The following is an 18,495-nucleotide window of genomic DNA, read 5'->3' as shown; positions in this document are numbered from 1 at the left end:
GCCTGCGTCGTTTTATTATTTCTGAAACTGCTTTTTCAACATTGCCAGATATGAAATTATTCTCTATAAATACACTATTACTACTGTTTGTTCTTATATCCTTTTCTTCTTCGGGGTATGCAGAAGATGGTTATCGATTATGGCTACGATATGACAAGCTGGCTGATCCTGCAAAAGTAGCTGCTTATCGAAATGCTGTAAGTCAGATTGTACTGGATGGGCAGTCTGAAACCATACAGGTTGCCAGAGAAGAACTGACCCTTGGATTAAAAGGATTACTGGGAACAGATGTTTCATTTGTGAATCAGGCAACAAAGGAGGGAACATTAATTGTTGGTACTCCCTCTACTTCAAAACTGATTGCTTCTCTAAACCTGAAAAATCAGTTGGCAACAATAGGTAATGAAGGATTTATCATCCAACGTACAAAGGTAGGCACAACACAGAATATAGTCATTGCTGCCAACACAGATGTCGGAGTCTTGTATGGTGTTTTTCATTTTCTGCGACTGATACAAACCCATCAAGACATAAGTGCAGTGAATAGTGTCAATACTCCAAAAATCAATCACCGGATTCTGAATCACTGGGATAATCTGAACCGGACAGTTGAGAGAGGCTATGCAGGAGCTTCTTTATGGGACTGGCATAAACTGCCTGATTATACATCTCCGCGCTATAAGGATTATGCCAGAGCCAATGCATCTGTTGGAATCAATGGAACTGTATTGACGAATGTAAACGCCAATGCTTTAATTCTGACACCCCAATACCTGGAAAAAGTAGCTGCTTTAGCGAACATCTTTCGGCCATATGGCATTCGGGTTTATCTGACAGCCCGTTTCAGTGCACCGGTTGAAATGGGTGGTTTGAAAACAGCTGATCCATTAGATCCACAGGTAATTGCATGGTGGAAACAGAAGACAGAAGAAATCTATACTTATGTTCCTGACTTTGGAGGTTTTCTGGTAAAAGCGAATTCAGAAGGCCAGCCCGGACCACAGAATTATGGACGTACACATGCGGATGGTGCCAATATGCTGGCTGATGCTGTTGGTCCAAAAGGCGGAATTGTGATGTGGAGAGCTTTTGTATATGATAACAAAATTCCTGATGACAGAGCCAAGCAGGCTTATACAGAATTTAAACCATTGGATGGCACTTTCCGGAAAAATGTATTGGTACAGGTAAAAAATGGTGCGGTTGACTTTCAACCCCGTGAACCTTTTCATCCATTGTTTGGGGCCATGCCCAAAACTCCTATGATGATGGAGTTTCAGATCACTCAGGAATACTTGGGGTTTGCTACGCATATGGTGTTTCTGGCCTCGTTATTTAAAGAGACTTTGTATGCAGATACCTATGCAAAGGGCAAAGGGTCTGAAGTGGCAAAGGTGATTGATCGATCATTGGATAAGCATGAGTTAACAGGTATTGCCGGAGTGGCCAATATAGGTGATGAACGCAACTGGTGTGGACATCCCTTCGGACAAGCCAACTGGTATGCCTTTGGACGGTTAGCCTGGGACCATACATTGAGTGAAGACCAGATTGCAGACGAATGGTTACGAATGACATTTAGCAATGATAACCGCTTTCTCAAACCTGTAAAGGAAATGATGCTTGCCTCTCGGGAAACGTTGGTGAATTATATGACTCCTCTCGGTTTGCATCATATTATGGGGTACAATCATCATTATGGTCCTGGTCCCTGGGTAAATCAGGCTAGCCGTCCTGACTGGAACTCTGTATATTATCATAAAGCTGATTCTATTGGAGTAGGTTTTGATCGTACTACAAAAGGAAGTGATGCTGTAAGTCAGTATTTTCCTCCGGTTCGGGATATGTTTAACTCCACTCAAACCTGTCCGGAAAAGTTTCTGCTCTGGTTCCATCACGTGCCTTGGGATTACAAAACACAATCCGGACGAATACTTTGGGATGAACTCTGTTATCGGTATTACGGTGGCGCTAAATCGGTACAGCAAATGCAGCAAACCTGGAATACCATACAACCGATGATTGATGCCGAACGCTTTGTACATGTAAAAGACTTGCTTAAGGTACAGGAGAAAGAAGCCCGTTGGTGGAGAGATGCCTGTGTGTTGTATTTTCAAAGCTTTTCGAAACGACCTATTCCCTCAGATCTGGAGAAACCTCCTTATCCACTTGAACATTATGTAAAGATCAAACACCTATTTGTTCCTGGAATCTAATCTGAACTCAAAACAAAAGCGGTATCCATTTATCTTGGATACCGCTTTTGTTTTGAAATGTTTATATGTATCAGTAACTACTTATTTATTTGAGATCATTGGCATTGATCTCCTGTTTCCATTTCTCATTCCCTTTTACATCATGAATATGGATAATCATTTTACGATCAGTTTTGGGGCCTTTAAACTCAATGATAGCAAAGTTACGTTCTGCTACTAACGTATTAGGAACAGCTACTGTATTGGGTTCATTTTTTGGCTCGTGACTACTGGAAGTAAGAGGTGATACTGTAATATCATACAATGGATAACGACCTGGCCTATCCAGTTTAGACAATACCGTATGATGGCGGTCTCCATCCAGAAATACCACTCCCGGAATTTTTGCTTCACTGATCGCATTCAGTAGTTTCTCTCTTTCCGATCCGTAATCTGTATAGTTTTCTTCCAGTTCTGCTGTATTTAATACTTGTCCACCTATTACAATAACTTTAAAAGCAGCTTTACTATAAATTAAGGCATCTATCAACCATTGAAATTGCTCCTGACCTAACATGGTTCTGTCTCCTAGTCGATTGCGGTCTGGAGTACGGAAATATCGGTTGTCAAGCAGAAAAAACTGCACATCATTCCACTGAAATGTCCCTGTGATACCACCTTTGTTTCCCAGTACATAATTGGGATTAGCCCAGAAGTCCTTAAACGCCTCCAGTGTGATTTCTTTATTGGCAAAGCCACGGTCTGAGTTATCAGGTCCAAAATCATGATCATCCCAGATCGCATAGTTATGAGTTGATCCCAGCAGAGACTGAATCTCGGGTGTACTACGTGTATGTGTATAGCGATGATAAACACCTGTACGAGAGTTCCAGTCTACTTCCCGCAGATACACATTATCACCCAGCCATAACATGAAATCTGGCTTTTGTTTGGCTATGGATGTAAAGATTTCATATTCGCCACCATAGGGTTTTCCCGGACGATCTACTTCCGGTTCATTAATATACACACAGCTTCCTGTTGCGAATTTAAAATCCGGTGCATCTGTCCGCCATTGCCAGAGAAATTGTGATTGAAACTCTAGCGGATACGGACGATCTACCTTTTTGTTATTGATGTATAACTCATATTCATATCGTTTGCCTGGTTGAACTTTGTTGGCAATTAAATGTGTAGAAAAGGCTTTTTGAGATGTTGTGCGTACTTTATCTGTCTCAAACCGGGAACCGGGTTTCCCTTTTTCAAAGTAAACAATTTTGACTTCTGCCGTCTGTGTAGTTTGTACCCACAAGGCTACTTCCAGAAAGTCTGAATATCCTACCATAGGGCCTGACTGTAACAGGGAACTTTGGGCAAAAGCCTGGAGGCAGAAAAATGTAAATAAAGAAAGAATGTAGTATTTTTTCATGGTGTCTTGTAGTTTGTGGCGGGCAAATTACAGAAAAGACATGAAGGTGATTGGTTAAGTTTATATTAAATCTATAACCAACCCTTTATGGAATTAGCATCCAAAGATCAGCAGTTTCTTTATTTCTGCACTTTGGATGCTGCCCAGAATATTGCATTCCGTAACAAAGTTGTATACACCTGATTGGTAAACAAAGCAGGATCATGTCCCATAAATATATAGATATTTCTGGCCTTCACATGTTCATTTGTCCATACAACCGGATGATCACCCATTTTGATGGTTGAATTGGGATTGTAACTATTTTCATTTACACTTGCCAGTACCCGTACATTTTTTCGTGGACTTACAGTGTAGGTATACCACTCATCTTTGGCAATGTGAAAAGTTGTGGGAACATTTTTCATACAAGGGTGCCTGAGGTCTTCCACTTTAACATCTGCAGATGCAAAATCAGCGATATATCCTGTAAAACGGATGTCTCCCATAAACTGAGAAAACCATGGCCACATCGTATACCCATTAAAATCTCCCAGCAATGTAGCATGGTGTACTCCTACCCATCCGCCTCTTCCGGTAGTGATATATTTCTCAAAAGCAGCTTTGGCTCGGTCGCTCCACCCATAGGGAGGGAAATTCAATTGAATAAACAATTGGTATCTGGACAGAAATTGGTCTGTCACACTATCCGGATTTTCAATATAGTCAATAGCCAGATTGCTATCCGTAGACAGTTGATGCAGCCAGACTTTAGCTGCATCAACATAGGGCCGATGCTGTTCATGCAATTCTGCCAGAACAACAACCCGAAGTTTTGTTTCTTTCTGGCTCCAGGCTGTTATGTGACAGAGAAGGCAGATAGTCAATAGAGAACAATAGAACCTCATACTAGTTTAAGATAGAATAAAAAATGTTAAGGGATAGATACTGCCAGCAGATACCAGGCCGCATGAGGTAACCATTGTTCTGCCCAACGCCAGTCATAGTCCTTACCTGTTTTCGCATAAGAAAGGTTAAACTCAATATCATGTTCATCTTCCAGGCCAGAGGTAATTCCATTTACGATGCCACCAGGGGCATTGGTATACTCAAACGTACCGAAAAATCCGTAAGCAGGATTATTGTGACCTGTTCCTTGAAGCATACAGGCATCATAGGGATTCAGACCTAGTATCCAGTTCAACTGATCTACTGCAAACTGTTGCAACGTATTTTGAAATGGCTTGTCTTCTGTAAAAAGTGGAATCGCTAAGCGGGCTGCGGCTGCTATAGATCCCAATCGGGCGTTTTCGCCTTGCCACCACGGGGAGGCTTCACTACCATGTGGAAAGAAAAAAGTACTACGCCTGTTGCCCGCCGTATCCTGTACTAATTGACGACTGTAACCAAACGGATTCGTAACTTCTCGGGTAATGGCCAGTTCGAATGTGAGAGAACGTTTGATTGCTTGTTTGATCGTAGTTTGCACGGCTGGAGTTGCTATCTGAGAATAGTATATCAGACTAGCAATAGGTAACCCTGCATCAGAAGGATGAAAGAACGGACGATCTTTGGCATCGGCACGCCAGTAATCCTGGTAATTTTTCCAGCGACTGAGTCTGTTGATTAATTGTTGGGCTCTCTTTTCTGCCGCTTTTTTATAAACATCCTTTTTAGTAGTCTTGTAAAGTTCTGTAGCTGCACATAAGGCTGTATAGTCATCCACTATATTTTCTTTGCCATCATTAGTCATAAGCACATTATCTGTTTCCAGAAATGCAAATGCTTCTTCGGCTGCTTTCAGGTAATCTTTATTTGTGTAGTCGCCTGATGTATCGTATCGGGCTGCAATAGCTAACGCTGCAATGGAAAGTCCACTCCCTGACCGATAGCTGGTTTGGTAGGTGCGCCAGTCTCTTCCGGCTACACTGGTAGTAAATGATTGGTCTTTATTTTGTTTGATGCGATAGTTACTCTCTTCTGCACGAATCACTCTATCCTGAGGCAATTTACCTGGACCGGGAGCAGATACAGATCTGTAGAAAGATCCTTTCTGTGGATGCATACGGGTAAGATAGTCAGCGCCATACATAGCTTCATCCAGTAATCTCCTAGTGTATTGACGGAAATCTGTTCCTGTGCGCTGAACCAGCAGTTCATATGTTTTGAGTAGACTCCATACAGTGAGTGAAATCTGCTGAGGATTGAAATAGGAAGAGAATGACAGATGAGATAGATGCTTACCATAATCACCACTGGCATCATACCAGCCACCATGTGCATCAATGGTTCGTTCAGTGGCACCTGACAGTGCCAGATGATGATCAGCCTTATCCAACAGGCCTGAGGCTCGTTGTCCTTTAAAATAGTAGATCACATCTGATATAGTGGCTTGCTCAAGGATATTCTTACCAATCTTGAATGGATAGGAAATGACTGACTTACCAGGCAAAGATACCTGTAACAGATAGGTCCCATTGGTTGAATAGTCACTAAAGTCTATTGTCCAGAAAATCCAGTTTTTCCATTTGTCAACAGGTCCGCTGAATACTGGCTTACCAGAATACACTACACTGCCATTTGTCTGGTTTATTAATTGAAAGCTTTCTGGAGACAGCTGGGTATCAGCGAGTAATACGGCTCTTTTAGGTTTGTTTTCTTCGTATCCTACATGATTGGTTAATACTTTACTGGTTTGAGAATAAAGCAGACTTGGGATAAAAAGTACTAAGGTGCAAAGCAAAGCCTTGCTGATGTTCGGAATTTGCATACTGTGAAAGGTTGAATGGGGTTATAAAGTCAGCAAACTAAATAATAAAAAAAAATCGAAAGTTGGAGGAAATAAAAAAAAAATTGTGAAATGCCGTGAAGTCTAATCCAATTTTGCTAAACTTGTGATTAGATTATTGGAAGGATTTATAAGACTATAAGACGAAACAAGATGTAGATTAGGTTCACTTTCTGGTTATCTGACGAATAACATAACCCAATCCCAAAACGGAGATAAGTGTTAAACCTGCCAAACCTATACGCCAGGTAAGACCTTGATTGGGATGTTCAAGTAAGATACTGAGTTGATAAGCCTGAGTACCTGCCCAGATAGAAAGGATAGTACGGGGAAGCATTCCCCAGAGACTACCCCATAAGAAAGGACGAATAGGAATCTTTACCAGAGAAAAGACTGCATTCATTACAGCAAAAGGCAGAATAGGTGACAGGCGGGAAAAGATAATCACTTGAAGAGAACCTTGCTGGAGTTTGGATATAAAAGCGTTGACACCTGGCCGTTTGGCAAGAAATTGAAGCAGCGATCCATTATCAAGAAAGCCTATTGTCTGATAACCCATCCAGGAAGCTAACAGGTAGCTGAAACAGAGAGGAAGAAGAGCCGGCCAGCCAAGTAAATAACCACTCAGAAGCGCAATAAGAGTGGTTGGAGTCAACGCAAAGGCCATTGTAAAAGCTGTAACGAAGAAAAATAAAGCCCATTTTATATAATCAAACTGGCTGATACTAGTCAGATTCTTTATCACCAGATAAGTTGTTAAAGAGCTGCCAATCAGTGGTAATAAACCCAGTGTAACAGAATAACTAAGGGCCAGAATGCTTTGTTTGGATAAAAGAGGCATAAATTGATTTTACAGACAAAGCAAAGGTAGAATGGTTTACATATTATAAAATAGAATCTTTTAAAGATTTTATTCCATTAATTTCGGACTAAAATAGTATCTTTTCGGTGTAAAGATATTTTTATCCACTTAACACCTGTTACTGAATGCAAACCAAAGCAGCTACTGAAAGATCAAAGATCTGGAGTGTCATTACAGCCTCATCTGTAGGAACACTCATTGAGTGGTATGACTTCTATATTTTCGGAAGTCTTGCTACTATTCTTTCTGAGCAATTCTTTCCAAAAGACAATCCAACAGCAGCATTTCTTTCTACACTGGCAACTTTTGCAGCAGGTTTTGTTGTGAGACCTTTTGGTGCATTGGTTTTCGGACGGCTGGGTGACATTGTAGGACGAAAGTATACTTTTCTGCTTACACTGGTCCTTATGGGTGGTTCAACCTTTGCTATAGGATTAATACCAGGCTATGCCAGCATAGGTGTGTTTGCTCCTTTATTAGTTCTATTGCTTAGATTGATTCAGGGCTTAGCTTTGGGAGGTGAATATGGAGGAGCTGCTACCTATGTGGCAGAGCATTCTCCTGCTCATAGACGTGGCTATTTTACCAGCTTTATCCAGACGACAGCTACACTGGGACTCTTTGTTTCGTTAGGTGTGATTCTGGGTGTGAAAAACTCTATGGGGGCTGCTGATTTTGCCAGTTGGGGATGGCGTATTCCTTTTATTCTTTCCATTTTTCTGGTGGTTATTTCTATTTATATCCGAATGAAAATGGAAGAATCTCCTTTGTTTGCAAAAGCCAAAGCAGAAGGAAAAACTTCCTCCAATCCACTAAAGGAAAGCTTTACCAAAAAAGGGAATCTAAAAATGGTGTTACTGGCCTTGTTTGGCGCTACTGCCGGACAAGGTGTTATCTGGTACACAGGCCAGTTTTATGCCATGTCTTTCATTGAAAAAAATTGTGCAATTAGTTTTGATCAGACTCGGTACATTACAGCTATTGCGTTGATTATAGGAACTCCATTTTTTATTCTGTTTGGGGCTTGGTCTGATAAAATCGGGCGTAAGGCAATTATGATGGTAGGTATGTTCCTTGCTATTCTTGCTTATCAACCTATTTATCACAAAATGTATGAGTTGGCAGATATAAAAACAAAACAGGAAATACCATCACAGAAAGCCATAGAGACTCAAAATGATGTGAGTGCGGACATTGCTACTACAACTATTATTCATACCTATACAGATGGCACACTGTTAAAGGAGACAAAGAAAGAAAAGCTTAATCCTACCACAGCTGATAAACCTGAAATCAAGCAAGAGAAAGTGCTGGCAACAGGTGGTTTCTGGATGATGGTCTTTTTAGTGGCTGTGCAAGTGATTTTTGTAACCATGGTATATGGGCCTATTGCGGCCTTTCTGGTTGAGTTGTTTCCTACACGCATCCGATATACATCCATGTCACTGCCTTATCACATTGGGAACGGCATCTTTGGTGGATTAACTCCATTCATTGCTACGTTTTTATATGAAAGTTCAAAAACACAAACTAATCCTGCCGGAGACGCATTTGCCGGACTTTGGTATCCAATTGGTGTTGCTGCAGTATGTGTGGTGATTGGGACATTATATGTATCCGGAAAATTTCAGGACATGGAACATTAACTACTATAGATCTATAAAACTCTGATTATGAATATACTTAAAAAGTTATTGGGCTTTCTCTGGCTGGCAGGAGGTATTGCAGGCATTGGCTACCTGCCCTTTCATGCTGCACAGAAAATAGCAGAAGGAAAACAGGAAGACATTGTTTTCTGGAGTATTATGGTATTTATCTTTATCCCAATTCTTTTGGGACTCTCGTTGTTTGGCTGGTACGCCATCAAGGGTGAGTATGAAGAATTGTAACGGTTATGTAAAGTTCTCGGAAATATCAAATAAAATACATTAGATTGATTTGAAGATTTCTTGTGTATCAGTACCTGAATCAGAGATGAGACAGGCATTTAACTAAATGTATTGCTTACCTATTATTTTTAATCATGTTACCTAAAATTAACACTCTTAGTGGCTATCTGTATGAATATCAGAAAAGTGTAGCCAATCCTGAAGCGTTCTGGGAGAATATTGCAGAGAATTTTTACTGGCACAAGAAATGGGACAAAGTGCTGGAATGGGATCGGGACGGACATAATGTGCAATGGTTTGTCAATGGAAAACTGAATATTACTGAAAATATATTTGAGAAGAATCTGTTTATCCTGGGGGATAAACCTGCTATTATCTGGGAACCCAATAATCCGGATGAGCCAACCGTAACGTTGACATACAAACAATTACATGAGAAGGTTTGTCAGTTTGCCAATGTGTTATTGCAAAATGGTGTTAAAAAAGGAGATCGGGTATGTATCTATCTTCCAATGGTTCCGGAAGCCGCTATTGCTATGCTGGCATGTGCTCGTGTTGGAGCTATTCACTCTGTAGTGTTTGCAGGCTTTTCTGCCAGTTCACTAGCTGATCGGATCAATGACGCAGAGGTAAAGGTAGTATTGACTTCAGATGGAAACTTCAGAGGCGCAAAATCTATTCCAGTAAAAGCAGTAGTAGATGAAGCACTGGAATCTTGTCCATTGGTGGAAAAGGTGATCGTGTTGAAGCGGACCAGCATAGAAGTCACCATGAAGCCTGGACGTGATATCTGGTGGCATGATGCAATCCGTGGTGTGTCGATAGAGAATAAGGCACAGGAAATGGACTCAGAAGATATGCTGTTTATACTCTATACATCTGGTTCTACCGGAAAGCCTAAGGGTGTTGTACATACTACAGGCGGGTACATGGTGTATACAGCGTATAGTTTTGCTAACGTATTTCAATACAATATCAATGATATTTATTTCTGTACGGCTGATGTAGGCTGGATTACCGGACACTCTTATATTGTGTATGGGCCTTTGTTAAATGGAGCAACTGCTGTTATGTTTGAGGGCGTTCCTAATCACCCGGGTGTAGACCGTTTCTGGCAAATCATTGAAAAGCATAAAGTTACCCATTTCTATACTGCACCTACCGCGATTCGGTCATTGATGGGATATGGAACAGAGCCTATCGAACGCCATAACCTCAGTTCTCTGAAAGTACTGGGATCTGTGGGTGAGCCTATCAATGAAGAAGCATGGCACTGGTATCATACCCATGTTGGGAAAGGAAACTGTCCAATTGTAGATACCTGGTGGCAGACAGAAACTGGAGGTATCATGATATCGCCAATAGCAGGGGTCACACCTACCAAGCCTGCCTATGCCACATTACCGCTTCCGGGTGTGCAGGTGATAATTGTAGATAATGAAGGAAATGAATTGAAAGGAAACAATGTAGAAGGGAATCTATGTATTAAGTTTCCTTGGCCGTCAATGATCCGTACTACGTATGGAGATCATGAACGGTGCGTGAATACGTATTTTTCATCCTTTAAAGGCTTATATTTTACAGGAGACGGTGTAAAACGCGATGCAGACGGATATTACCGTATCCTGGGACGTGTAGATGATGTAATCAACGTATCCGGACACCGTTTGGGAACAGCTGAAGTAGAAAATGCCATTAACTCTCACCCGTTGGTAATTGAGTCAGCTGTTGTAGGGTTCCCACATGAAGTGAAAGGGCAAGGTATCTATGCCTATGTGGTGCTGGATGCTGCAAGTAAAAACCACGATCCTGAAAAGATCAAAGCAAGTTTACTGGCTGCCGCTACCAAAGTAATTGGGCCAATTGCCAAACCTGATAAAATTCAACTGGTAACAGGTCTTCCTAAAACACGTTCTGGTAAGATTATGCGTCGTATTCTTCGTAAGATTGCTGAAGGAGATGCTACCAGCCTGGGAGATACTTCTACACTGCTTGATCCGGGAGTTGTGAAAGAAATTATAGAAGGAGCATTGGTTCCTGTAAAAGTATAAGATTTTCTTACCTGATACTTCTATCGAGAGGCGCAACTCATGTTGCGCCTTTTTTGATTATTTATGTAGATTACTTATTGTTGAATACTCCCCTGTGTATCACTTTTTCATCTTTATAACTATATTTTCTATGGTTTCACTAGTAAGTATATTGGATCAGCAACTAAAGAATTCACGTACTGAATTTTACAGGAAATTAAATTTTCCACTTACCACAAAAGAAATTCATGAAATAGAGGAACAATATGGTATAGTCTTACCGGAAGATCTAAAAGCACTTTATCTCTGGAAGAATGGACAAGCAAATGATTGTTATGAATCGTTTGTTAATAATTCAGTATTTCTGTCTTTGCAGGATGCATTGGAGATTGCGACTGAAATGACATCACAGATTGGGACAGAGTTTGACATTGAGAACTGGTGGAATAAAGAGTGGATACCTGTTTTTCACAATGGAGGCGGAGATTATATCTGTTATGATCTAGGTGGGACCTTTACCGGCAGAAAAGGACAGTTGATAGAGTTCTGGCATGCTGATAATGACAGAAACGTAATTGCTCCTGATATGTTTAGTTTTATTGGCATGTTGAATCGGTATTATCAGACCCATGATCCCAATACACTGGATGAGTATATTGAGTTAGATAATGTGCCTGGCTATCCTGAAAACTTTATGGTATAGCTTTATTTTTTACTGCTATAATGGAACCTGTTTCTATTTTACGCTGTATCTTCCTGCATGAATGATTTCCTTTCCTTGCAAATTAAGGCTATCAGATTAGAAACTGCTGATACCAAAACTTTTATCTTTGAAACTCTGGATCAAACACCTGTTGTATATCAGGCTGGACAGTTTTTGACTTTTCTGATTCAACACAATGGTCATGAAGTGCGTCGATCCTATTCCCTAAGTTCATCGCCTGATGTAGATGAACCGTTGGCTGTGACTATTAAGCGTGTTGTAAATGGGGAGATCTCCCGGCATATACTGGATACCTGGAAAGTAGGAGATATTATACAGTCTTTGTACCCAGCAGGACGTTTTACTATAAAACCAGAAGAAAATCATTCCCGGGATATTATTCTGATAGGTGCTGGCAGTGGCATAACACCATTGTACTCTTTGATAAAGACTATACAAATACGCGAACCCCATAGTCGTATTACTTTGATCTATGCCAATCACAATGCAACATCTACTATTTTCAGAGATGAATTGGAACAGATGGCTTTATTTACTGCAAAACAATTCAGGTGCATTCATATTTGGGCATTACCTGAAGACGGCAAAATCTTGAGTACAGATTCAACTGCTATACAATATATCAAAGGGAGAAGACTTAACAATGCGTTGCTAGAAAAGCTGATTCAGGAAAACGTAACAGGTGATCCGTACAAAGCGTTGTTTTATCTTTGTGGACCTGTTCCTATTATGCGAATGGCACATATTACACTACGGTTTATGGGCTATGGTGTCCATCAGATCCGACAGGAACATTTTGTTATAACTCCCTTAACAACCAGAGAAGATAATGAGGTTACTGTTTCCGGTGCACCTGCATCTGTAAAGATAAAGTACCGCTCAAAGAATTTTGAACTTTTAGTACCTCTGGAAGAAAATATTTTGCATGCTGCTCTGAAACACGGCATCCAGTTACCTTACAGTTGTAGGGGAGGACGGTGCTCCACCTGTGTAGCTCGTTGCCTGAAAGGAAAAGTACATATGTCTATTAATGAAGTGCTTACTGATCACGATATGGAAGAGGGTTGGGTGCTAACTTGTACCGGTTATCCGGAAACAGACGAGGTCGAGCTATCATTTGAATAAATTCAGAGAAGGCCTGAAATAAAACCGCCCCGAAACTCAGGGCGGATTATAAAAAGACAGGAAAATCAAGCAATTTGTAATCGACTAAAACATTGGTCTAAGACTGCCGCATATACCTGGCCATATTTCTCATAGCACCAGGCCTTAAGTGTTTGTACTTCTTCTCTTAATAGGTTAGATACTGCTTTCCGAAGTTCTTTTTCGAATAAGCGCCGGTCAAAACTGACCTTGTCCAGAATCGTTTTTGCGTATTCCAACATAGCATTAAATAGTTAGTTTGAAACACCTGCAAACGACATACGCTCCACCAGAAACCAATCTCAGTCGTGCGGAAAGGATAGCTTTCTGTGCAATTATGGTACATATGGCAGAACGAACGTTCATGGGTGCATAGATGGATGAAGAAGTTAGAAAAAAATAATTAAATGAATGTAAGATGCGATTTAAATTTAAGAACTTTTATAATAGCTAAAGTACTAGTTCTTAAAAATTTAATCTTATTACACTATTAATAACTCTAAAGTTACATAACGTTTACTTCACCATATTATTGAGTGAACCGATTGCAAATATATATAACTTTTCAAGTTAAAAATATACATTAACTAATATTTTTTCTTTTTAAACCATACATTCCTGATAAATGCCTCAAACAGCGATTCTAATGGGGATTTACATTAGGCTTTATACATAACTATCGGATTATTAGTCTACTAACTTTTTGAAACTTCGGTTTTTCTCTACTATATAATGTAAGATTTCCGCACCATTCTGAACATTTCAGTATATATCCTTTTTTTCTTGCATAGACAGAAAATGACCTACTGTGTATCTTTAATTCATGAATAGATTTGCGAACTGTCTGCAAGAAATTCATACTCTCTATATCCAGTATTGCAAAAGACCTGTTACTTTTGCAGTATGCAAGATCGTTATATGCAGCGCGGTGTATCGGCATCCAAAGAAGATGTTCATGCCGCCATCAAAAACATTGATAAAGGACTTTTTCCGAAGGCTTTTTGTAAAATTATTCCCGATATGCTGGCTGGTGATTCCGACTGGTGTAACATTATGCATGCAGACGGTGCAGGAACCAAATCTTCACTAGCTTATCTTTACTGGAGAGAGACAGGTGATTTATCTGTATGGAAAGGTATCGCACAGGATGCTGTAGTTATGAATACGGATGATTTACTGTGTGTAGGAGTTACAGATAATATTTTATTATCATCTACTATTGGCCGGAACAAAAATCTGATTCCCGGAGAAGTCATTGCTGCTATTATTAATGGTACAGAAGAGATACTTCAGATGTTGCGTGATCAGGGAATGGGAATTTACAGCACTGGAGGAGAAACAGCCGATGTAGGTGATCTTGTACGAACAATTATTGTAGATAGTACCGTTACAGCTCGTATGCGCAGATCTGATGTAATCAGCAATGACCGGATTGTTGCAGGAGATGTAATAGTGGGACTTGCTTCTTCAGGCAAAGCTACTTATGAGACGGAATATAATGGAGGGATGGGTAGTAATGGACTAACCTCTGCACGTCATGACGTATTCTCCAAGTATGTTGCCAATAAGTATCCTGAGAGTTATGATATCAGTCTTAATGCAGATATTATATATTCAGGCAGCCAAATGTTAACAGATCCAATAGCTGTAAGCTATCATGAGACAACAGGGAAGATGGTAGAAACGAACATTGATGCTGGACGTCTGGTATTATCGCCAACACGTACGTATGCACCTGTTATCTATGCTATATTGAAACAAATGCGCCAACAGATACACGGTATGGTGCATTGTAGTGGTGGGGCACAAACCAAAATATTGCATTTTGTAGAAGGCCTGCATATTATCAAAGACAATTTGTTTGATACACCTCCATTGTTCCAGCTTATTCAACGGGAAAGTGGAACATCCTGGCAGGAGATGTATAAAGTATTTAATATGGGACACCGCATGGAATTATATCTGCCAGAAACCTATGCACAGGAGGTAATCGATATTTCACATAGTTTTAATATTAATGCACAAATTATTGGTAGGGTAGAGGCTGCACCACACAATAAACTTACCATTTCGGGTCCTTATGGTAATTTCTATTACAGCTGATAAGAGATCGTATCAACTTTCAATGGAGGTCAGTCTTTTTAGAGAATACACTCATCTGCTTTTTACTGTTATTTTTTCATATTGTTATGACTATTGAGGAGCTGAAGGAGCGCAAACTAATTTTATTTGAAACAATATCAGGCAGTCGTGCTTATGGCACTAACCTACCTACTTCAGATACAGATATCAAAGGGGTGTTTGTGTTATCTCAAGACGATTTCTACGGATTACATTATGTTGAACAGGTCAGTAATGAAACCAATGATATCGTCTATTATGAGCTGAAGCGGTTTGTTGAGTTGTTGCTGCGTAATAACCCAAATGTAATGGAGATGCTTAATTCTCCGGAAGATTGTGTTTTATACAAACACCCTTTATTTGAACAGATAGATCCTTCTCTATTTCTAAGTAAATTATGTAAACAGACATTTGCCGGATATGCGATGACTCAGGTTCAGAAAGCCAGAGGTTTGAATAAGAAGATTCTGAATCCTGTAGAAGAAGAACGTAAAGATGTAACCGACTTTTGTTATGTGACATATGAAGGTATTACTCTTCCGGTAAAAAAATGGCTTGAAGCAAAAGGCTTTTTGCAGGAACATTGTGGTCTGGTGAATTTGAATCATCTGCGTAATATGTATGCATTATATTATGATTCTACACAGGAACTTGGTTTTAAAGGTATTATCCGAAAAGATATTTCAAATGAGGTATCCTTAAGTAGTGTGCCAAAGGAAATGAAGCCTGAAGCCTATTTGTATTTTAACAAAGAAGGGTACTCCTCTTATTGTAGAGATTATCGTGAATACTGGGAATGGGTAGAAAAACGCAATGATGAACGCTATCAGAATACCTTACAGCATGGGAAGAATTACGATGCCAAAAATATGATGCACACAATCCGTTTATTAGAGATGGCGGAGGATATTGCGGTTCATAAAAAGATTATTGTGCGTAGACCGAACAGAGAATATTTGTTGCAAATACGAAGAGGTGAGTATAGTTATGAAGAACTGGTAGCTTTGGCTGAAGAAAAAATACAGTCTATTGAGATGTTATTTATGACATCAGATTTGCCAGAGCAACCAGACATGAGTCAGGTGAATGAATTACTTATTTTGTTGCGTAAACAACTATATCAATTGTAATTGCACTAAAAAAATTATTTTTTTTAGTATATGGTATGTTTCTACCAGGTTTTTTTCTAATTTTCAGTCGTGTATATTATTGGAAATGAAAGAGTTGTAGGCTAAATAATTAGCCTTTCCTATTTAATATTTACTTTTTCTATTTTGATTGACTAAGAGGTATGAATGCTGCTGATTTTGACCGTCAGGAAAAACAAGTGCGAAACCTGAGAGCTACTCTAGCTGTTGTTATTGCTAAACTCCGTTTGAATAAAACCTATGAAGAAGGAAACGAAAGTTACTTTGTCAGCAAAGAAGGTTTAATCCGATATATCCAGAGCCTTATTACACAGGCTATGGAAGGAAAAGATAACATCGAGATCCCTGAATTTTTTTATGATCGTGCATCATTAAATAACTATCCTCTCCTAAAACAGGTGTTATCTACTGCATTAACAGATTTGCAACGTCTTAACTATGATAAACATCTAACGCTTGATAGCATCTATCGGGATCTGATGAACAGTCTTAAAGATTTGGAACTCTGATTAAGTCTGTCTGATATAAGTAACTGGGTAAAATAGGATAGGACCTGTATAATAGCTCTATTTTATCTGAAGTTAAGTCCTAATAAAATAAAAAAGCCCTGTTGTGCAGGGCTTTTGAGTTGTCACTGTATACTATATTTATTTAGCTACTGTATCAACAATAGCTTTGAATGCTTCAGGGTGATTCATTGCCAGATCTGCAAGAACTTTACGGTTCAGTTCAATTCCTGACTGAGCCAGTTTACCCATAAATACAGAGTAAGAAAGACCATGCTCACGGGTAGCAGCATTAATACGCTGAATCCAAAGTGCACGATATTCTCTTTTCTTTTGTTTGCGGTCACGATATGCATAAGTAAGACCTTTTTCGATCTTGTTCTTAGCAACTGTCCATACATTTTTTCCGCGTCCCCAATAGCCCTTAGCGAGCTTCATCATCTTCTTGCGACGGGCGCGAGCCGCAACAACGTTGACTGATCTTGGCATAGTAAAATAAATTCGTTTTTTGATGGTAGGCGATCCCAGTTAAGAGATACTTATAGCCTGACATCGGGTGAAACATGAAACCGGTATTCCTTTAAACAGAAATACCAAATTAGATAACTAAAAGAGCTTTGATTCTAGGTAGATCGGCATCACTCACTAAAGCAGCATGACGTAGATTACGCTTGCGTTTAGTTTCCTTTTTAGTCAGGATGTGATTTTTGAAAGCGTGTTTACGCTTGATTTTGCCAGTACCTGTAACCTTAAATCTTTTTTTAGCTCCGGAAATGGGTTTAATCTTCGGCATTTTAGTAAAGAGTTAAGTTTTAATAAAGTGACAACTCAAATTAGCCTGCAAAATTAATAGATTTCTAAATATAAAAGCTTATTAATTTTGTTTTTTTTGATGAGCTACCAAAAAGAAAAACAGGATTTAGCTCTTACAGTCAATTAGTGTATAAAATACTGACTATAAGAAGTAAATCCTGTTCAGAGAATTATATGTCTTATGATTGCAACAAACTTGATGTTGTCACTATACCAATCCTATTTTTTAGGTTTGGGTGCCAGCACAACAATCATACGCTTTCCTTCTAATTTTAAAGGAGCTTCAGGTTTGCCTAGATCATCTAAGGCTGTAATAAAACGCTCCAATACATCCTGACCACGTTCTTTGAATACAATAGCACGGCCCACAAACTGTACATAAGCTTTTACTTTAGCACCTTCTTTCAAAAAAGTTTGGGCATGCTTTAATTTAAAATCAAAGTCATGATCATCTGTATTCGGGCCAAAACGAATTTCTTTGACTACTACTTTCTGAGCTTTTGACTTCAGTTCTTTCTGCTTCTTCTTTTGCTCATACTTGAATTTTGAGTAGTCTACTATACGACATACGGGTGGCTCGGCATTGGGAGAAATCTCAACCAGATCCAGACTAGCTGCCTTTGCCATTGCTAAGGCCTCCTGAATAGAATAAATGCCTTGCTCGACATTTTCGCCCACTACCCGTACTTTAGGGGCTTTGATATAGTTATTGATTTTGTAAGGTTCCTCGACTCTCCCCCGAGGAGCCATGGGTCTCTGCGGTCTATTGATGTGTACCTCCTGTTTTTAAAGTTAATAAAGAATAAAATTTATGCATCATAATGCCTTCAACAGATTTTCGTGTTTCTGGGTTTCATTTGCCGGGGTA

General features: G+C 39.6%; 17 protein-coding genes. 9 read left to right on the top strand and 8 right to left on the bottom strand.

Going from position 1 to position 18,495, the window contains the following annotated elements:
* The first annotated feature begins 50 nt into the window (after positions 1-50).
* Positions 51-2,216, top strand: a complete 2,166-nt coding sequence (locus QNI22_RS10185; protein WP_314510522.1) for an alpha-glucuronidase family glycosyl hydrolase — start codon at positions 51-53, stop codon at positions 2,214-2,216.
* 85 nt (positions 2,217-2,301) lie between these two features.
* Here QNI22_RS10185 and QNI22_RS10180 read toward each other — a convergent pair whose 3' ends face one another.
* From QNI22_RS10180 to QNI22_RS10165, 4 genes are all read right to left on the bottom strand, one after another.
* Positions 2,302-3,624: an alkaline phosphatase D family protein gene (locus tag QNI22_RS10180; RefSeq protein WP_314510521.1), complete on the bottom strand. Its 1,323-nt coding sequence runs from the start codon at positions 3,622-3,624 to the stop codon at positions 2,302-2,304.
* A 119-nt stretch (positions 3,625-3,743) separates the two neighbouring features.
* On the bottom strand, positions 3,744-4,511 hold the full coding sequence (locus QNI22_RS10175; protein ID WP_314510520.1) for a ThuA domain-containing protein: 768 nt from the start codon (positions 4,509-4,511) through the stop codon (positions 3,744-3,746).
* Positions 4,512-4,537: 26 nt separating this feature from the next.
* Positions 4,538-6,373 carry a glycoside hydrolase family 9 protein gene (locus QNI22_RS10170; protein ID WP_314510519.1) on the bottom strand — a complete coding sequence of 612 codons (1,836 nt, stop codon included), beginning with the start codon at positions 6,371-6,373 and terminating at the stop codon, positions 4,538-4,540.
* Positions 6,374-6,557: 184 nt separating this feature from the next.
* Positions 6,558-7,232, bottom strand: a complete 675-nt coding sequence (locus tag QNI22_RS10165; protein ID WP_314510517.1) for a TVP38/TMEM64 family protein — start codon at positions 7,230-7,232, stop codon at positions 6,558-6,560.
* Positions 7,233-7,378: 146 nt separating this feature from the next.
* Between QNI22_RS10165 and QNI22_RS10160 the strand changes: the two genes are divergently transcribed.
* From QNI22_RS10160 to QNI22_RS10140, 5 genes are all read left to right on the top strand, one after another.
* Positions 7,379-8,899 carry an MFS transporter gene (locus QNI22_RS10160; protein WP_314510516.1) on the top strand — a complete coding sequence of 507 codons (1,521 nt, stop codon included), beginning with the start codon at positions 7,379-7,381 and terminating at the stop codon, positions 8,897-8,899.
* Between the two features lie 27 nt (positions 8,900-8,926).
* Entirely contained in the window at positions 8,927-9,142 is a 216-nt protein-coding gene (locus QNI22_RS10155; RefSeq protein WP_314510515.1) for a DUF6814 family protein, read from the top strand.
* 134 nt (positions 9,143-9,276) lie between these two features.
* On the top strand, positions 9,277-11,193 hold the full coding sequence (acs, locus tag QNI22_RS10150) for an acetate--CoA ligase (protein WP_314510514.1): 1,917 nt from the start codon (positions 9,277-9,279) through the stop codon (positions 11,191-11,193).
* A gap of 130 nt (positions 11,194-11,323) precedes the next feature.
* Positions 11,324-11,875 (top strand): SMI1/KNR4 family protein, encoded by a 552-nt coding sequence (locus QNI22_RS10145; RefSeq protein WP_314510513.1) that lies wholly within the window; start codon positions 11,324-11,326, stop codon positions 11,873-11,875.
* Between the two features lie 57 nt (positions 11,876-11,932).
* Positions 11,933-13,021 carry a 2Fe-2S iron-sulfur cluster-binding protein gene (locus tag QNI22_RS10140; protein ID WP_314510512.1) on the top strand — a complete coding sequence of 363 codons (1,089 nt, stop codon included), beginning with the start codon at positions 11,933-11,935 and terminating at the stop codon, positions 13,019-13,021.
* 65 nt (positions 13,022-13,086) lie between these two features.
* On the opposite strand, the gene QNI22_RS10135 is transcribed toward QNI22_RS10140, so the two are convergent.
* A complete protein-coding gene (locus tag QNI22_RS10135; RefSeq protein WP_314510510.1) occupies positions 13,087-13,281 on the bottom strand; it encodes a hypothetical protein in 195 nt (64 codons plus the stop codon).
* A 661-nt stretch (positions 13,282-13,942) separates the two neighbouring features.
* On the opposite strand from QNI22_RS10135, the gene QNI22_RS10130 reads away from it, so the two are divergent.
* From QNI22_RS10130 to QNI22_RS10120, 3 genes are all read left to right on the top strand, one after another.
* Positions 13,943-15,142 (top strand): AIR synthase related protein, encoded by a 1,200-nt coding sequence (locus QNI22_RS10130; protein ID WP_314510508.1) that lies wholly within the window; start codon positions 13,943-13,945, stop codon positions 15,140-15,142.
* A gap of 86 nt (positions 15,143-15,228) precedes the next feature.
* Positions 15,229-16,290: a nucleotidyltransferase domain-containing protein gene (locus QNI22_RS10125; RefSeq protein WP_314510507.1), complete on the top strand. Its 1,062-nt coding sequence runs from the start codon at positions 15,229-15,231 to the stop codon at positions 16,288-16,290.
* A gap of 161 nt (positions 16,291-16,451) precedes the next feature.
* Entirely contained in the window at positions 16,452-16,817 is a 366-nt protein-coding gene (locus tag QNI22_RS10120) for a hypothetical protein (protein WP_314510506.1), read from the top strand.
* 138 nt (positions 16,818-16,955) lie between these two features.
* On the opposite strand, the gene rplT is transcribed toward QNI22_RS10120, so the two are convergent.
* From rplT to infC, 3 genes are all read right to left on the bottom strand, one after another.
* Positions 16,956-17,303, bottom strand: coding sequence for a 50S ribosomal protein L20 (rplT, locus tag QNI22_RS10115; protein WP_314510505.1), 348 nt, complete (start codon positions 17,301-17,303; stop codon positions 16,956-16,958).
* A gap of 109 nt (positions 17,304-17,412) precedes the next feature.
* Entirely contained in the window at positions 17,413-17,607 is a 195-nt protein-coding gene (gene rpmI, locus QNI22_RS10110) for a 50S ribosomal protein L35 (protein WP_313975644.1), read from the bottom strand.
* Positions 17,608-17,846: 239 nt separating this feature from the next.
* Complete coding sequence (infC, locus tag QNI22_RS10105; RefSeq protein ID WP_314510582.1) at positions 17,847-18,398, bottom strand: translation initiation factor IF-3; 552 nt, start codon at positions 18,396-18,398, stop codon at positions 17,847-17,849.
* Positions 18,399-18,495 lie beyond the last annotated feature (97 nt).

It is taken from the genome of Xanthocytophaga agilis (assembly GCF_030068605.1).
In the GTDB taxonomy this organism is placed as follows: Bacteria; Bacteroidota; Bacteroidia; order Cytophagales; family 172606-1; genus Xanthocytophaga; species Xanthocytophaga agilis.
Note: the sequence above shows the minus strand (reverse complement) of the source record. Positions and strands in the feature narration are given on the sequence as shown.

Coding starts and splice junctions, on each gene's coding strand:
- QNI22_RS10145 (WP_314510513.1), top strand. CDS start 11,324: ATGGTTTCACTAGTAAGTATATTGGATCAGCAACTAAAGAATTCACGT.
- QNI22_RS10125 (WP_314510507.1), top strand. CDS start 15,229: ATGACTATTGAGGAGCTGAAGGAGCGCAAACTAATTTTATTTGAAACA.
- QNI22_RS10185 (WP_314510522.1), top strand. CDS start 51: ATGAAATTATTCTCTATAAATACACTATTACTACTGTTTGTTCTTATA.
- rplT (WP_314510505.1), bottom strand. CDS start 17,303: ATGCCAAGATCAGTCAACGTTGTTGCGGCTCGCGCCCGTCGCAAGAAG.
- QNI22_RS10160 (WP_314510516.1), top strand. CDS start 7,379: ATGCAAACCAAAGCAGCTACTGAAAGATCAAAGATCTGGAGTGTCATT.
- QNI22_RS10165 (WP_314510517.1), bottom strand. CDS start 7,232: ATGCCTCTTTTATCCAAACAAAGCATTCTGGCCCTTAGTTATTCTGTT.
- QNI22_RS10120 (WP_314510506.1), top strand. CDS start 16,452: ATGAATGCTGCTGATTTTGACCGTCAGGAAAAACAAGTGCGAAACCTG.
- QNI22_RS10140 (WP_314510512.1), top strand. CDS start 11,933: ATGAATGATTTCCTTTCCTTGCAAATTAAGGCTATCAGATTAGAAACT.
- QNI22_RS10130 (WP_314510508.1), top strand. CDS start 13,943: ATGCAAGATCGTTATATGCAGCGCGGTGTATCGGCATCCAAAGAAGAT.
- QNI22_RS10155 (WP_314510515.1), top strand. CDS start 8,927: ATGAATATACTTAAAAAGTTATTGGGCTTTCTCTGGCTGGCAGGAGGT.
- QNI22_RS10175 (WP_314510520.1), bottom strand. CDS start 4,511: ATGAGGTTCTATTGTTCTCTATTGACTATCTGCCTTCTCTGTCACATA.
- rpmI (WP_313975644.1), bottom strand. CDS start 17,607: ATGCCGAAGATTAAACCCATTTCCGGAGCTAAAAAAAGATTTAAGGTT.
- acs (WP_314510514.1), top strand. CDS start 9,277: ATGTTACCTAAAATTAACACTCTTAGTGGCTATCTGTATGAATATCAG.
- QNI22_RS10180 (WP_314510521.1), bottom strand. CDS start 3,624: ATGAAAAAATACTACATTCTTTCTTTATTTACATTTTTCTGCCTCCAG.
- QNI22_RS10170 (WP_314510519.1), bottom strand. CDS start 6,373: ATGCAAATTCCGAACATCAGCAAGGCTTTGCTTTGCACCTTAGTACTT.
- QNI22_RS10135 (WP_314510510.1), bottom strand. CDS start 13,281: ATGTTGGAATACGCAAAAACGATTCTGGACAAGGTCAGTTTTGACCGG.